Annotated in this window: 14 protein-coding genes; 9 read left to right on the forward strand and 5 right to left on the reverse strand. The window is 71.7% G+C overall.

Annotated features, from left to right (window positions below; translation table 11 throughout):
* Positions 1–423: 423 nt before the first annotated feature.
* Positions 424–1,242: a hypothetical protein gene (locus BMW67_RS11205; protein ID WP_125459033.1), complete on the reverse strand. Its 819-nt coding sequence runs from the start codon at positions 1,240–1,242 to the stop codon at positions 424–426.
* A gap of 137 nt (positions 1,243–1,379) precedes the next feature.
* Here BMW67_RS11205 and BMW67_RS11210 point away from each other — a divergent pair, with 137 nt between their 5' ends.
* On the forward strand, positions 1,380–2,114 hold the full coding sequence (locus tag BMW67_RS11210) for a C2 domain-containing protein (RefSeq protein ID WP_072747643.1): 735 nt from the start codon (positions 1,380–1,382) through the stop codon (positions 2,112–2,114).
* Between the two features lie 80 nt (positions 2,115–2,194).
* Here BMW67_RS11210 and clpB read toward each other — a convergent pair whose 3' ends face one another.
* On the reverse strand, positions 2,195–4,804 hold the full coding sequence (gene clpB, locus BMW67_RS11215; protein WP_072747644.1) for an ATP-dependent chaperone ClpB: 2,610 nt from the start codon (positions 4,802–4,804) through the stop codon (positions 2,195–2,197).
* Between the two features lie 199 nt (positions 4,805–5,003).
* Between clpB and pyrF the strand changes: the two genes are divergently transcribed.
* Both pyrF and BMW67_RS11225 read left to right on the forward strand, forming a co-directional pair.
* The gene (gene pyrF / locus BMW67_RS11220) at positions 5,004–5,756 is read left to right on the forward strand and encodes an orotidine-5'-phosphate decarboxylase (RefSeq protein WP_083581385.1); all 753 of its coding nucleotides are present in this window, start codon (positions 5,004–5,006) and stop codon (positions 5,754–5,756) included.
* A gap of 51 nt (positions 5,757–5,807) precedes the next feature.
* Positions 5,808–7,145 (forward strand): DNA polymerase IV, encoded by a 1,338-nt coding sequence (locus BMW67_RS11225; protein ID WP_083581428.1) that lies wholly within the window; start codon positions 5,808–5,810, stop codon positions 7,143–7,145.
* A gap of 202 nt (positions 7,146–7,347) precedes the next feature.
* On the opposite strand, the gene BMW67_RS11230 is transcribed toward BMW67_RS11225, so the two are convergent.
* Both BMW67_RS11230 and BMW67_RS11235 read right to left on the reverse strand, forming a co-directional pair.
* Entirely contained in the window at positions 7,348–8,214 is an 867-nt protein-coding gene (locus BMW67_RS11230) for an N-formylglutamate amidohydrolase (protein WP_083581387.1), read from the reverse strand.
* Between the two features lie 79 nt (positions 8,215–8,293).
* On the reverse strand, positions 8,294–9,898 hold the full coding sequence (locus BMW67_RS11235; protein WP_072747647.1) for a phosphoenolpyruvate carboxykinase: 1,605 nt from the start codon (positions 9,896–9,898) through the stop codon (positions 8,294–8,296).
* Positions 9,899–10,194: 296 nt separating this feature from the next.
* Here BMW67_RS11235 and BMW67_RS11240 point away from each other — a divergent pair, with 296 nt between their 5' ends.
* From BMW67_RS11240 to BMW67_RS11265, 6 genes are all read left to right on the forward strand, one after another.
* Complete coding sequence (locus BMW67_RS11240) at positions 10,195–10,893, forward strand: response regulator transcription factor (RefSeq protein WP_072747648.1); 699 nt, start codon at positions 10,195–10,197, stop codon at positions 10,891–10,893.
* Positions 10,894–10,901: 8 nt separating this feature from the next.
* Positions 10,902–12,662 (forward strand): sensor histidine kinase, encoded by a 1,761-nt coding sequence (locus tag BMW67_RS11245; protein WP_072747649.1) that lies wholly within the window; start codon positions 10,902–10,904, stop codon positions 12,660–12,662.
* Between the two features lie 11 nt (positions 12,663–12,673).
* Positions 12,674–13,129 (forward strand): HPr kinase/phosphorylase, encoded by a 456-nt coding sequence (locus BMW67_RS11250; RefSeq protein ID WP_072747650.1) that lies wholly within the window; start codon positions 12,674–12,676, stop codon positions 13,127–13,129.
* Between the two features lie 60 nt (positions 13,130–13,189).
* Positions 13,190–14,101, forward strand: coding sequence for an RNase adapter RapZ (gene rapZ, locus BMW67_RS11255; protein WP_072747651.1), 912 nt, complete (start codon positions 13,190–13,192; stop codon positions 14,099–14,101).
* Positions 14,102–14,174: 73 nt separating this feature from the next.
* Positions 14,175–14,588, forward strand: a complete 414-nt coding sequence (locus BMW67_RS11260) for a PTS sugar transporter subunit IIA (protein WP_072747652.1) — start codon at positions 14,175–14,177, stop codon at positions 14,586–14,588.
* A complete protein-coding gene (locus BMW67_RS11265) occupies positions 14,585–14,863 on the forward strand; it encodes an HPr family phosphocarrier protein (RefSeq protein WP_072747653.1) in 279 nt (92 codons plus the stop codon). Before BMW67_RS11260 ends, BMW67_RS11265 begins: the two co-directional genes overlap by 4 nt.
* On the opposite strand, the gene BMW67_RS11270 is transcribed toward BMW67_RS11265, so the two are convergent.
* On the reverse strand, positions 14,842–15,465 hold the full coding sequence (locus tag BMW67_RS11270) for a DNA-3-methyladenine glycosylase I (RefSeq protein WP_072747654.1): 624 nt from the start codon (positions 15,463–15,465) through the stop codon (positions 14,842–14,844). The two genes, BMW67_RS11265 and BMW67_RS11270, sit on opposite strands and share 22 nt — an antisense overlap.
* Between the last annotated feature and the right edge of the window lie 37 nt (positions 15,466–15,502).

Here is a 15,502-nt window from a genome sequence, read left to right on the forward strand (position 1 = left end):
TGCCGCCAGCGTTCGTTCTGAGCCAGGATCAAACTCTCAAGTTGAAACGTCGCTCAGCGACGTCCTTGACGTTCGAACCTCTGCACATCGTCACTCTCGACATGCTCAAGTCCCCTCACGGAAAACCCGAGCCGCCAAGCGTGAAGCTGACACCTCATCATCGAGCCAGCCAAAAGCCAGCCCTAGAGGCCGATATCCAGACGTCCGGTCGTCGAAACAACCCAGCCGTCCGCATATCCCTTCCAGTCTTAATGTCAAAGAGCCGAGCGACAGACGCCGAGTGCGTTCCCTTGCAAAAACGCGCCCCGAAATCCGTGCCGTCGCTGAACCAACCCCGAGGCGACGTCGCCGCCGCCCTCGCTGCCGGTGACGCGCTATCTAGGAGATTCGAAATCCCAACGCAACCCCGTTCTCGCAAAAAAATCACGCGGACGTCACGGAAGCGTCATGCGCGTCGGAGCCATGCCCTTGAACTTGCTCGAGTTTCACCGACGTGTCAGGGCGCAGGCGCGCGAGCGCGTTTTCGGGGCCGCGCGCCGGCAGGGCCAGAATCCGGGCGCAAAGAACGGCCTCGGCGAAGGCGGCGATGGGCGTCGTCAGAGGATCGACGACTCGCCACGCGCCGAGGCCTGACGGGGCGGGCGCAAGACGCGCCGAAAGCGCCGCCGGGCCGCCGCGCAGCACGATCGTCGGCGGCCCCTCCTTGCGCTGGATCGAAAAGACGCGCGCGATTCGCTCGGCCGCCTCGGCCATGAGGTCCGGCCCGGGCGGCGGCAGCAGCCAGGCCGCCCTGGCCGCGATCACCTTGTCGAAGGCGTGCGCGCGCAGCCGCCGCCGGCCGAACAGCCCCGCGGCCAGCGCATCCTGCGTCGCGTCCTGCACGCCCAGCGCAAGCCCCACCGTGGCGCGCAGCATCGGCGGCGCGCCGAGGCGATCCAGCATGAGGGTCCGCGGCAGCACCTCGGCCAGAAGCTGCTCGGGCCCCGCCTCGGGGTCGTAGCAGATCGGCGCGATGGCTTCGGCCCTGGACAGGCTGTGGAACAGCTGCACCACCAGATCCGCCCGCGCATGGGGCGCCATCGCCGCGGCGGCGGGCGCGTCGGCATGCTCGGGCGGCAGGCGCAGCGGCCGCAGGCCGCGAAACAGCGCGCCATTCGCCGGGTTCGCATGGAGCGGCCCCTCGACGATCAGCGCGCCCTCGCCCGCCGGGCGGACCTCGGCCGTCGCGGGCGCGGGCAGCATGGGCGCCAACACCCGGCTGACCGCCCGCCGCGCCCCGCCGAAAGCGGCGCGCGCCCACAAAACGCGCAAAGACTTCACCTGCCACCCGTTGTATTGGAACCCGTGGAAAGGGGCCCTGGCCCCGGCGGAGGGCAAGAATGTCGGACCAGCTGATCGACCTCAACGTCTTTTCCAACGTCGCGTCGCCCGATCCGGCGCACAACCTGGCGCATCATGCCATCCGCTCGGCCTTCGAGACGTTCGGCCCCCATCTGCGCCCCCGGCTTTTCGTGGACCCGAACCCGAACCCCGAGGGCTTCGACGCCTGGATCGCGCGCACGCGCGAGGCGCTGTCGCGTCTGGGTCTGCCCGCGCCCGAGGTCGCGCGCACTTGCGGGCTGAGCGACGGGTTCCGCCAGGCGATCGAATCGGCGCGCTCGTCGCACGCGATCATGCTCGAGCATGATTTCGTGTTCATCCGCCGGCGAATCCGGCACGGCCTGCCCGAGCTGACGGCAGGCATGGAGGCAGCGCGCATCACCCATCTGCGCTTCAACAAGCGCTGGAACCGTCCGGTGGGCTACGACTACTTCATGCGCGAGCTGACCGACGCGCCTTTCCCCTGCTGCCGCGTGTCGGGGCGTTCGAACAATCCGCAGATCATCGAGATCGACTTCTACCGCCGGCGCGTCCTGCCCGTGCTGGACCCGGCCGCGCGCAAGGCCGCGGGGCTGGAGGGCAACATCTGCGACTTCGTCGGCGGCGGCCATGTCTACGGCCCGCTGGGGCATCTGGCCACCGTGGCGCATCTGGACGGGCGGCGGCGCCGGCTCAAGGACGGGCTTGCGCGCGGGCTGCACCTGCTGCGCGCGCGCGCCGCGGGCGGCGTCTGAGCGCGGCGCGGGCGGGCCGGCGCGAAAAAGGGGGCGAGGCATGCGCCCCGCCCCCTGGCCAGCCCCGCAAGGGGCCGCCTTCAGTGCACGGTCGGCCGCGCGTCCTGCGTCGCGCCGGCGGCGCGGTCGCCGACGACAAGCCCCCGCTCGTCGGCGGTGACGCGGACGGTCTCGCCATCCTTCACCGCGCCCGAGAGCAGCAGCTCGGCCAGCGGGTCTTGCAGCGACTTCTGGATCACCCGCTTGAGCGGGCGCGCGCCGTAGACCGGGTCGTAGCCCTTGTCGGCCAGCCACATGCGCGCGGCCTCGTCCAGCTCGAGCGTGATCTTGCGGTCGGCCAGGCGCCGCTGCAGATAGCCCAGCTGGATGTCCACGATCGCGTCCATGTGGTCGCGCGAGAGCCGGTCGAACAGCACGATCTCGTCCAGGCGGTTCAGGAACTCGGGGCGGAAGTGGCGGCGCACCGCCTCCATCACCTGCCCGCGCACCTCGTCCACCTTGGCGCCCACCGGCAGCTGCGACAGATACTCGGCGCCCAGGTTCGAGGTCAGGATGATGATCGTGTTCCTGAAGTCCACCGTGCGGCCCTGCCCGTCGGTCAGGCGCCCTTCGTCCAGCACCTGCAGCAGCACGTTGAAGACGTCGGGATGCGCCTTTTCGACCTCGTCGAACAGGACGACCTGATAGGGCCGCCGGCGCACGGCCTCGGTCAGCACGCCGCCCTCGTCATAGCCGACATAGCCCGGCGGGGCGCCGATCAGGCGCGAGACCGCGTGCTTCTCCATGAACTCGGACATGTCGATGCGGACCATCGCCTGGTCGTCGTCGAACAGGAACTCGGCCAGCGCCTTGGTCAGCTCGGTCTTGCCGACGCCGGTCGGACCCAGGAACAGGAAGCTGCCCAGCGGCCGGTTCGGATCCTGAAGCCCCGCGCGCGCGCGGCGCACGGCGTTCGAGACGGCGCGCACCGCCTCGTCCTGGCCGACCACGCGCTTGGCCAGCTCCTCTTCCATGCGCAGCAGCTTCTCGCGCTCGCCCTCAAGCATCTTCTCGACCGGAACGCCCGTCCAGCGGCTGACCACCGCGGCGACGTGCTGGGGCGTGACCGCCTCTTCGACCATCAGATCGCCCTGCCCGGCCTTCTCGGCCTCGGCCAGCTTGCGCTCGAGCTCGGGGATGATGCCGTAGCTCAGCTCGCCCGCCCGCGCCAGGTCGCCGGCGCGCTTGGCGTTCTCGAGCTCGACGCGCGCGCGGTCGAGCTGCTCCTTGAGCTGGCGCGCCGCGTGCAGCTTGTCGCGCTCGGCCTGCCAGCGGGCCGTCAGCTCGGCCGATTTCTGCTGCAGCTCGGCCAGCTCGGCCTCGAGCCGGGCCAGGCGGTCCTTCGAGGCCTCGTCCTTCTCCTTCTTCAGGGCCTCGGCCTCGATCTGCTTCTGCAGGATCTCGCGGTCCAGGGCGTCCAGCTCCTCGGGCTTCGAGTCGACCTCCATGCGCAGGCGCGAGGCGGCCTCGTCCATCAGGTCGATCGCCTTGTCGGGCAGGAAGCGGTCGGTGATGTAGCGATGGCTCAGCGTCGCCGCCGCCACCAGCGCCGAGTCGGTGATGCGCACGCCGTGATGGACCTCGTATTTCTCCTTCAGGCCGCGCAGGATCGAGATCGCGTCCTCGACCGTGGGCTCGGAGACGAAGACCGGCTGGAAGCGCCGCGCCAGGGCGGCGTCCTTCTCGACATGCTTGCGGTATTCGTCAAGCGTGGTCGCGCCGATGCAGTGCAGCTCGCCGCGCGCCAGCGCGGGCTTGAGCAGGTTCGACGCATCCATCGCGCCGTCCGACTTGCCGGCGCCGACCAGGGTGTGCATCTCGTCGATGAACAGGATGATCCCGCCCTCGGCCGAGGTGACCTCGGACAGCACCGCCTTCAGGCGCTCCTCGAACTCGCCGCGGTATTTGGCGCCGGCGATCAGCGCGCCCATGTCCAGCGCCATCAGCTTCTTGTCGCGCAGGTTCTCGGGCACGTCGCCGTTGACGATGCGCATGGCCAGCCCCTCGACGATGGCGGTCTTGCCCACGCCGGGCTCGCCGATCAGCACCGGGTTGTTCTTGGTCCGGCGGCTGAGCACCTGGATGCAGCGGCGGATTTCCTCGTCGCGGCCGATCACGGGGTCGATCTTGCCCTCGCGCGCCGCCTGGGTCAGGTCGCGCGCGTATTTCTTCAGCGCGTCATAGCCCTCTTCGGCCGAGGCGCTGTCGGCGGTGCGGCCCTTGCGCAGATCGTTGATGGCCGCGTTCAGCTTCTGCGCGGTGACGCCCCCGGCCTTGAGCGCCTTGCCCGCGTCGCCGTCCGACAGGGCCAGCGCGGTCAGGATGCGCTCGACCGTCACGAAGCTGTCGCCGGCCTTGCGGGCCAGCTCTTCGGCGTCGCCCAGCGCCTTGCCGGTCGCCGGGTCCAGATAGATCTGGCCCGCGCCCTGCACCCTGGGCTGGCGCGACAGCGACAGTTCGACCTCCTGCGCCACGCGCGCCGGATCGCCGCCGGCGTTGCGGATGAGGTTGGCCGCCAGGCCCTGCTCGTCGTCGAGCAGCGCCTTGAGCAGATGTTCGGGCAGAATCCTCTGGTGATTTTCGCGCATCGCGATGGTCTGCGCGGCCTGCACGAACCCGCGTGCGCGGTCGGTGAACTTTTCGAAGTTCATTTGCGTCTCCTTCTCAGCGCCCCGCCGCCGTCCGCGATGCGGCCCGCCGGCCGGGGCCCGGCGCTCTTGCGGGCGCCCCTGCGCGGCGCGCCCCTCGGCGTCGATATGGGAGCCGCAAGGCGCGCGCTCAAGACCCCCGGCGCGCTTGCCAGCGGCGGCCGCGGCGGCTATCGCTGCCCGCGACCCGACGGAGAGAGCCATGTCCGACCAAGCCCCCCGCCCCGCCGAAACCCGCCCTGCCGAAACCCGCCCCGCACCCGACCCGCGCGAGCGCCTGATCGTCGCCCTCGACGTGCCCAACGCCCTGGCCGGGCTCGAGCTGGCCGACCGGCTGGGCGACAGCGTGCGCTTCTACAAGATCGGGCTGGGCATGCTCACCGGCGGCGGGCTGGCGCTGGCCAACGAGCTCAAGGAGCGCGGCAAGCGCGTGTTCCTCGACATGAAGCTGTTCGACATCGGCGCCACGGTCGAGGCGGCCGTGCGGGGCCTGGCGCAGTTCGAGCCCGACTTCCTGACCGTGCACGGCGATCCGCATGTGGTGCGCGCCGCCGTGGCCGGGCGCGGGGCGGCGCCGACGCGGATCCTGGCGGTGACGGTGCTCACCAGCCTCGACCGCGCCGATCTGGACGAGGCCCTGATGGCCCCGGGCGACGTCGCCGAGCTTGCGCTCGAGCGCGCCCGCCGCGCCTTCGCCGCCGGGGCGGACGGGGTCATCGCCTCGCCGCGCGAGGCCGCCGCCATCCGCGCCCTGCCCGAGGCCGAGGGGCGGCTGATCGTCACCCCCGGCGTGCGCCCCTCGGGCGCCGCGCGGGGCGATCAGAAGCGCGTCGCCTCGCCCGCCGAGGCCATCGCCGCGGGGGCCGATCACATCGTCGTCGGCCGTCCCATCTGGCAGGCCGACGATCCGCGCGCCGCCGCCGAGGCCGTGCAGGCCGAGATCGCCGCGCTCTGAGCGCTGGCGCGCCGGCCCGCGCGCGCGCATGATCGGTCCATGACGCCCGCCCTGCCCGCCCTGTGCCGCGACTGCCTGCGCCGCTTCTCGGCGCCGCCGGGGCCCGGGCGCGCGCGCTGCCCCGCCTGCCGCTCGCCGCGCACGCTGCGTCATGCCGAGCTCGAAACGCTCTCCATCGCCCATGTCGATTGCGACGCCTTCTATGCTTCGGTCGAGAAGCGCGACGACCCCGCGCTGCGCGACCGCCCCGTGATCGTGGGCGGCGGGCGGCGCGGCGTGGTTTCGGCCGCCTGCTATCTGGCGCGCATGCGGGGGGTGCGCTCGGCCATGCCCATGTTCCAGGCCATGCGCCTGTGCCCCGACGCCGCCTTGCGCGCGCCGCGCATGGAGGTCTACGCCCACGCCTCGCGCCGCATCCGCGCGCTGATGGACGAGCTCACCCCCCTGGTCGAGCCGCTTTCGCTGGACGAGGCGTTTCTGGACCTATCGGGCTGCGAGCGCCTGCACCGCGCGCCCCCCGCCGCGCTGCTGGCCCGGCTGGCGCGGCGCATCGAGGACGAGGTCGGCGTGACCGTCTCGGTCGGGCTGAGCCATTGCAAGTTCCTGGCCAAGATCGCCTCGGACCTGGACAAGCCGCGCGGCTTCTCGCTGATCGGGCGCGCCGAGACCGAGGACTTCCTGCGCGACAAGCCACTGTCGATCATCTGGGGCGTGGGCGAGGCGACGCGCGAGCGCCTTGCGCGCGACGGGCTTACCCATGTGCGCGACGTTCTGCGCGCCGATCCGCGCCAGCTGATCGCGCGCCACGGGGCCATGGGCCGGCGCCTGCTAGAGCTGGCGCAAGGGCGCGATTCGCGCAAGGTCGCCCCCGACGCGCCGACCCGCTCGCTGTCGGCGGAAACGACCTTCGAGGCCGACCTGTCGGCGCCCGACCTGCTGGACGCGCATCTGTGGCGTCTGGTCGAGAAGGTGGCCGCCCGCGCCAAGGCGCGCGGGCTGGCGGGGCGGGTGGCGACGCTCAAGCTCAAGCGCGCGGACCACCGCCTTCTGACGCGGCGCGCGACGCTGACCGAGCCGACCCAGCTGGCCGATCGCCTGCACCGCGCCCTGCGCCCGCTGCTCGAGCGCGCGCTGCCCGAAGCGCCCTTCCGCCTGATCGGCGCCGGGCTGAGCGAGCTGACCGAGGCCGAGGAGGGCGACCGCATGGCAGACCTTCTGGACCCCGACGCCGCGCGCCGCGCCCAGGCCGAGCGCGCCGCCGATCTGATCCGCGCGCGCTTCGGCGACGGCGCGATCGGCAAGGGCCGGGCCTTGTCCGCCGGCGGATTCCGCATCAGCGAAAAGAAGCCGGCGACGACGCGCGGCGGCGGCGCGGCCGATCAGGATTAGGATTTCATAACATGACGATACGTCATGTTGCTACGCAGCAAAAATCGGCTTGCCAATGCTGCACCGCACCCTTATCGTAGTGATGTGGCGTCTGACGTCACCGCCCATTCGGGCGTTTCCTCCCTAGACTTGGGCCGCGCCAGTCGCGGCCCTTTTTTCGTCGGGAGGTTCCTTTTCCGGCAAGCCGGCGCGGCGGCCGCGATCACTCCGCCGCCAGGGCGCCTTCGGCCCGCGCGGCGGCGCACAAGGCCTCGATCACCGGACGCAGGGCGGCGCGGATCTCGTCGAAGGCGGGGCCGGGCTCGATGCGGCGCTCGTCCAGATACAGGCCGCGGTCGATCTCGACCTGCAGGGCATGCACCCCGCGCGTGGGCCGCCCATGGCGCGCGGTGATGTAGCCGCCGGCGAAGGGCGCGTTGCGGACCACCGAGAAGCCCGCCTTGCGGAAGGCCTCTTCGGCAAGCGCCGTCAGCCAGCGCCCGCAGGCCGCCCCGTGCAGGTCGCCAAGAACGATGTCGGGACGCCGGACATGGCGCGGCAGCGCGCGCAGGGCGTCCGAGGGCATGGAGTGGCAGTCGATCAGCACCGCCGCCCCCGCCTGCGCGCGCGCCTCGGCCAGCAGGCCCTCGAGCGCCCTGTGATAGGGTGCGTGCGTCCGGCGCAGCCGCGCGGCGGCCTCGGACAGGGGCAGCTTGCCTTCGTAGATCGGCGCGCCCTCGGCCACGATGCGCGGAATCACGCCCAGCCCCGCCGCGACGCGCGGATTGGCGCCGGCCGCGCGCACGCCCTCGATCAGGGCGGGGTCCAGCTCGTCCGGCGCGCGGTTCAGGTCCACATAGGCGCGCGAATCAAGCGCATGGATCAGCGGCGCGCCGCAACGCGGGGCATGGTCGAAAAGCCGTTCGACATACGCATCCTCGGACCGTCGCAGGGCAAGGCCCGACAGGCGCGCGCGGCGCAGCATCTGCGGCGGAAAGCGCCGCCCGCTGTGGGGCGAGCTGAACACCGCGCCGCAGGCCGGAGCCGCGGGACCGGGACGCTCGATGCGGAAGGGCTCGTCCATGCTCATGCCCGCGACTATAGAACGGGGCGCGCGCCGCGCAACCGCCGGCGCGCGCCCCTCGCGCGATGGTCAGATGCGACGCGCCTCAGGCGACCCTGGGCGCGGCCGCGCGCACGTCCTCGCCGACATGCGCCTCGTACTGGGCGAAATTGGCCGCGAACATCTCGACCAGGCGCCGGGCCTGCGCGTCATAGGCGGCGGGGTCGGCCCAGGTGGCGCGCGGGTCCAGCAGCCGGTCCTCGACGCCCGGCACGCTGACGGGAACCTCGAAGCCGAAATTCGGATCCTTGCGGAAGGCCGCGCCGTTCAGGCTGCCGTCCAGCGCCGCCGAAAGCAGCGCGCGCGTCGCCTTGATCGGCATGCGCGAGCCGACCCCGTAGGCGCCGCCCGTCCAGCCCGTGTTCACCAGCCAGCACGAGGCCCCGTGCCGGGCGATCTTGTCGCGCAGCAGCGCGCCGTAGACCTCGGGGCGGCGGGGCATGAAGGGCGCGCCGAAGCAGGTCGAGAAGGTCGGCTCGGGCTCGGTCACGCCCTGCTCGGTGCCCGCCACCTTCGAGGTGAAGCCCGACAGGAAGTGATACATCGCCTGCGCCGGCGTCAGGCGCGCGATCGGCGGCAGCACGCCGAAGGCGTCGCAGGTCAGCATGACCACGTTGCGCGGCGCGCCGGCCATGCCGGTTTCCGAGGCGTTCGAGATGTAGTGCAGCGGATAGGCGCAACGGGTGTTGGCCGTCAGGCTGTCGTCCTCGAAGTCGATCTCGCGCGTGAGGGGGTCGTAGACCATGTTCTCGATCACGGTCGCGAACTTGCGCGTGGTGGCGTAGATCTCGGGCTCGGCCTCGGGGCTGAGGTTGATCGTCTTGGCATAGCAGCCGCCCTCGAAGTTGAAGACGCCGCGATCGGTCCAGCCATGCTCGTCGTCGCCGATCAGCGTGCGCGAGGGATCGGCCGACAGCGTCGTCTTGCCCGTGCCCGACAGGCCGAAGAACACGGCCGCGTCCGACGGATCGCCCATCGCGTGGTTGGCCGAGCAGTGCATCGGCATCACGCCGCGCTCGGGCAGCAGGTAGTTGAGCACCGAGAACACGGCCTTCTTGTTCTCGCCGGCATAGGCGGTGCCGCCGATCAGGATCAGCTTGCGCTCGAACGAGATCGCGATGACCGTTTCGGAGCGGCAGCCATGGCGCGCCGGGTCGGCCTTGAACGAGGGCGCGTTGATGATCGTGAAGCCGGGCTCGAAGCTGGCCAGCTCTTCGGCGGCGGGGCGGCGCAGCAGGTGGCGGCAGAACAGCGCGTGCCAGGCCAGCTCGGCCACCACGCGCACGTTCAGCCGGTGCGCGGGATCGGCGCCGCCGTAAAGATCCTCGACGAACAGTTCGGCGCCGTTCAGATGCGCGACCATGTCGGCGCGCAGGCGCTCGAAGGCGTCGGGCTCCATGGCGGCGTTGTTCTCCCACCATATGTGGGGCTCGACCGAGGGCTCGCGCACCACGAACTTGTCCTTGGGCGAGCGGCCGGTGTGCCGGCCGGTCGAGACGAGCAGAGGCCCGCCATTCCCCAGATCGCCCTCGCCGCGCCGCAGCGCCTCCTCGACCAGAACCGCCTCGTTGAGGTTGTAGTGGACGGCCTTCGCGCCGGTGACGCCCAGCTCCGACAACGGATGCGCAGGGTTGAAGACGCCTCGCTCCATGCTCGCTAGCTCCTCGCAATGTCATGCGGCGCGCCGGGCGCCGCCGGTGCCGGCCCGCCCCCACGACGAGCCGGAGGGCGCGGCGGGCGATTCCGGCCCGCGCACCATTCCTGCGCGCTCCTTAGCACGGGGAAAAGATTATTGCAGCGCCCAACAAGACGACTCTTTGGCGCACCTGCGCCTTGCTGTCGCCGCAATCGCGCTACGTTCTTTCGCGGCGCCCCCGGGGGCCTGTATGATGCGCGCGCGGCCGCTCCCGGAGGCGAAGCAAGGCCGCGCCGCAGGAGAAACGCCGAATGACCCAGATCGCGCTCGTGGACGACGACCGCAACATCCTCACCTCGGTGTCCATCGCGCTCGAGGCCGAGGGCTTCGAGGTGCGCGCCTACGCCGACCCGACCGCCGCGCTGGCGGCGCTGACGCAGACGCCGCCCGACCTTGCCGTGTTCGACATCAAGATGCCGCGCATGGACGGGATGGAGCTGTTGCGCCGCCTGCGGCAGAAATCGGATCTGCCGGTGATCTTCCTGACCTCGAAGGACGAGGAGATCGACGAGGTTCTGGGCCTGCGCATGGGCGCCGACGACTATGTGCGCAAGCCCTTCTCGCAACGCCTTCTGGTCGAGCGCATCCGCGCCGTGCTGCGCCGCCGCGACGCCGGGGCCGACGAGGCCGAGCGCGGCGAGGCCGACAAGGCCATCCAGCGCGGCAAGCTGACCCTGGACCCGCTGCGCCATGCCTGCCTGTGGGACGGCAAGCCGGTCACGCTGACCGTGACCGAGTTCCTGATCCTGCAGGCGCTGGCCGCACGCCCCGGCTTCGTCAAGAGCCGCGACCAGCTGATGGACGCGGCCTATGACGACCAGGTCTATGTCGACGACCGCACCATCGACAGCCACATCAAGCGCATCCGCAAGAAGTTCCGCGCCGTGGACGAGGATTTCGCCTCGATCGAGACGCTTTACGGCGTCGGCTACCGCTACAAGGAGGTTTGACGCAGCAGATGGCAGCGCGCGCCGGCGCGGCCTCGAACGCCCGCCGAATTCCCGGCCGCATCCTCTCGCGCCTGCGCGCCCGCGCAGGCGGGGCGAGGGTTGCGGAAAACGGCGGCGCGCGCGTCGGCCGCAGCATCGATCCCGCCGCCGCGCCGCGCGCGGGGGCGGGCGTCGCGCGGCCGGGGCGGGTCGGGCGGATCGGCCGCCTGTCGCCGCTGACGCGGCGCATCGTCGCCTTCAACCTGATCGGGCTGGGCCTGCTGGTGACGGGCGTTCTCGCGCTCAACGACTTTCGCGAGAAGCTGATCGCGCTGCGCACCGACGCGCTCGAGACCCAGGGCCGCATCATCGCCATCACCATCGCCGAATCGGCGGCGCGCGACGACGCGCTGGGCATCGACCCGGCGCGCGCCATGATCGTTCTGGACAAGCTGATCGAACCGACCCATGTGCGCGCCCAGATCTTCGACCGGGCCGCGCGGCTGATGCGCGACACCTCGCTGCGCACGCGGCGCGACGACTCGGTCGAGGCCAGCCCCCTGCCCGCCGATCGGCTGGACGCGCCCGCCCCCGCCGCCTGGCTGCAGTCGCTCACGCGGCGCGTGCGGGCCATGCTTTACCGCGACGCGCGGCTCGACACCCGCACCCTGGGCGGCGTTGCGCGCGAGCGCGAGGTCTACGCCGCCCTCGGCGGCGCCGTGGCGCGGGGCGAGCGCATCAACGAGAAGGGCGAGCTGATCGTCTCGGTCTCGGTCCCCATCACGCGGCTCAAGGCGGTGCTGGGCGTGCTGGTGCTGTCCACCCGCGGCGGCGACATCGACGAGATCGTGCGCTCGGAGCGCATGTCGATCCTTCAGGTCTTCCTGGTCGCGCTTGCGGCCAGCGTGGTGATGTCGGCGCTTCTGGCCAACACCATCGCCCGCCCGATCCGGCTGCTGGCGCGCTCGGCCGAGGCCGCCGAGCAGGGCGGCGCCGGCGGCGGGGCCGAGCGCGTCGAGATCCCCGACATGACCGCCCGCATGGACGAGATCGGCTATCTGTCCGGCGCGCTCAAGCGCATGACCGAGGCGCTCTATTCGCGCATCGACGCCACCGAGACCTTCGCCGCCGACGTGGCGCACGAGATCAAGAACCCCCTGACCTCGCTGCGCTCGGCGGTCGAGACCATGCGCCTCACCGACCGGCCCGAGGCGCGCGAGCGTCTGCTGCGGGTGATCGAGCACGACGTGGCGCGGCTGGACCGGCTGGTGACCGACATCTCGAACGCCTCGCGCCTCGACGCCGAGCTGGTGCGCGAGGCGCGCGAGCCCTTCGACCTGAACGCGCTCTTGCGCTCGATCGTCGAGCACAACGCCCCCAAGGCGGCCGAGCGCGGGGCGCGCATCGTCCTCGACGCCCCGCCCGCGCCGGCGATGGTGCGCGGGATCGAGGGCCGGCTGGCGCAGGTCTTCGTCAACCTGATCGACAACGCGATCTCGTTCTCGCCCGAGGGCGGAACGGTGCGCGTGCGCGTGCGCCAGACGGGCGCCGAGGCGATCATCGCGGTCGAGGACGACGGCCCCGGCATCCCGGACGAGAACCTGGGCTCGGTCTTCCAGCGATTTTACAGCAACCGCCCCGAAGGCGCCTTCGGCGACCATTCGGGGCTGGGGCTGTCGATTTCGCGCCAGATCGTCGAGGCCCATGGCGGCCGCATCCACGCCGAGAACATCGGCCCCCGGAACGACCCCCGCCGCGGCGCGCGCTTCGTCGTCGCGCTGCGCCTTTGAGGACGCCGCCCATGCCCGCCCAGCCCGCCATCCACGCCAGCTGCGTGGCCATGGACACGCCCGCCGGACCGGCCGCCGCGCTCATCACCGGGCGCGCCGGGGCGGGCAAGTCGCGCCTGGCGCTAGAGCTGATCAGCCGCGGCGCGGCGCTGGTGGCCGACGACCGCGTGACGCTGACGCGCGAGGGCGACGCGCTGTTCGCCGCCGCGCCCGCGCCCATCCGCGGCCTGATCGAGGCGCGCGGCGTGGGGCTCTTGCGCCTGCCCGCGCTCGATCGCGCGCGGGTGGTTCTGGCCGTGGATCTGGACCGCGCCGAGAGCGAGCGCCTGCCGCCCGCGCGTGAATCCCTCTTGAACGGCGTGCGCATTCCTCTAGTTCTTTGCGGCGACGACGCCGACAAGGCCGCCGCCATGGCGCCCGCGCTGGCCGCGCTGCTGCGCGCGGGCGGGACCCGGGCGGCGCCCTGAGCGTCGCCGCGCCGAACGAACGCCCGACCGCCCATCCGCCCGCCCCGCCGGAGCACGCGCATGACCGACCCCGCCCCCGACCCGGACCCGCGCTCCGCGACGCGGCTTGCGCTCATCACCGGCATGTCCGGCGCGGGCAACTCGACCGCCATCCGCGCGCTCGAGGACATGGGCTTCGAGGCCATCGACAACCTGCCCCTGCCCTTCCTCAAGCGCCTGTTCCCCGCCGACGCGCCGCCCGACGCCGACGCCCGCCCCGTCGCGCTGGGCATCGACGTGCGCACCCGGGGCTTCACGGCGCAGGCCTTTCTCGACCGCCTCGCGACCTTGCGCGCGGCGCCGGGCGTCGCGCCGCGGCTAGTGTTCCTCGACTGCGCGGACGAGGTGCTGATCGACCGCTTCAAGACCACCCGCCGCCGCCACCCGCTTGCGCCGCTCGAGGGCGCGGCCGTGGGCATAGCGCGCGAGCGCGAGGCGCTGCAGGCGCTGCGCGAGCATGCCGACCTCGTCATCGACACCACCGACCTTTCCCCGCACGAGCTCAAGGCCCGCCTTGCGGGGCTGTTCGATCGGGCCGCCCGGCTGCGCGGGCTTGCCGTGTGCGTGCAGTCGTTCAGCTTCAAGCGCGGCGCCCCGCGCGAAGCCGACACCGTTTTCGACTGCCGCTTTCTGCGCAATCCGCATTGGGATCCGCAGCTGCGCCCCGCCGACGGGCGCGACGCGCAGGTGGCGCGCTTCGTGCGCGACGATCCCCTTTACGCGGATTTCATGGATCGCGTGGCTGAGTTGACCTTGATGCTGCTTCCCGCATATGAGCGCGAGGGCAAGGCGTATCTGACCCTCGCCTTCGGTTGCTCGGGCGGCCGGCATCGCTCGGTCGTGGCGGCCGAGGATCTGACCCGCCGGCTGCGCGCCGCGGGCTGGAGCGCGGCCCTGCGCCACCGAGAGCTTGACGACCAGAAGACGACGTGAACACGGATCGCAACAGCCGAACGCCCCTCGCGGGCAAGGGAGCCAGCCGCCCGATGCACAAACGGAGCCTCGCATGATCGGTCTCGTGATCGTCGCCCATGGCGGCCTGGCCGAGGAGCTGCGCCGCGCCATGGAGCATGTCGTCGGCCCGCAGGAAGGAGTGCGCGCCATCGGAATCCAGCCCCAGGGCGACCTGCGCGACATGCAGGCTGCGGTGAACGCCGCCGTCGACGCGGTCGATCAGGGCGACGGCGTGATCCTGGTCACGGACATGTTCGGGGGCACGCCCTCGAACCTGGCCATGGGCGCCATGCGCGACTCGGGGGTCGAGGTGATCTACGGCGCGAATCTGCCCCTTCTGATCAAGCTGGCCAAATCCCGCGCCATGCCCATGGCCGAGGCCACCGCCTGCGCCCTGTCCGCGGGCCGCAAATATGTCGACAGCGCGACGTCGATCCTGTCGGCGCGGCGCAAGCGGACGGCATGAGCGCCCCGTGCCGCCGCACCTTGCGAATCGTCAATCGCAAGGGCCTGCATGCGCGCGCCTCGGCCAAGTTCGTCTCGACGGTCGAGGCCCATGACGCCAGCGCGCGCGTCAGTCACGACGGCATCGAGGTGTCGGGCGATTCGATCATGGGCCTGCTGACGCTCGCCGCGGCGCAAGGCTCCGAGATCGAGGTCGAGGCCAGCGGCCCCGAGGCCGAAGCCCTGCTCGACGCGCTCGAAGCGCTTGTGGCGGACTATTTCGGCGAGGGCGGCTGACCGGCGGCGATCGCCGCCGCGCGCGCCGGGCAGCCGAGCAGGTGGTCGTTGACCAGGCCCGCCGCCTGCATGAAGGCGTAGACCGTGGTCGGCCCGCACCAGCGCATCCCCCGCGCGCGCAGCGCCTTGGCCAGGTCGGCGCCTTGCGCGGTGAAGGCCGGGATCTCCTCGGGCGCACGCCACGCGTTGACCCGCGGCGTCCAGTCCTGCCGCGCCCAGACGAAGGCGGCAAAGCCCTCGCGCGATTCGATCTCGATCCAGGCGCGCGCCGAGGCGATGACCGCCTCGATCTTGCCGCGGTGGCGCACGATCCGCGAATCGGCCGCCAGGCGCGCGGCGTCGTCGGGGCCGAATCGCGCCACGCGCGCCGGATCGAACCCGGCGAAGGCGGCGCGAAAGGCGGGACGCTTGCGCAGAATCACCGCCCAGCTCAGCCCCGCCTGAAAGGTCTCGAGGCAAAGCGTTTCCCACAGCGCGCGCGAATCGAACTGCGCAAAGCCCCATTCGCGGTCGTGATACGCCACCATCAACGGATCCTCGCCGCACCACGAACAGCGGCGTCCGGGGGCCTTGTCTTCGCAGGGTTGATCGAAGCTCACCATGATTAGAACATTTTTAGAACATGTCGGGCACAAAGGG

Source organism: Oceanicella actignis (genome assembly GCF_900111545.1).
In the GTDB taxonomy this organism is placed as follows: Bacteria; Pseudomonadota; Alphaproteobacteria; order Rhodobacterales; family Rhodobacteraceae; genus Oceanicella; species Oceanicella actignis.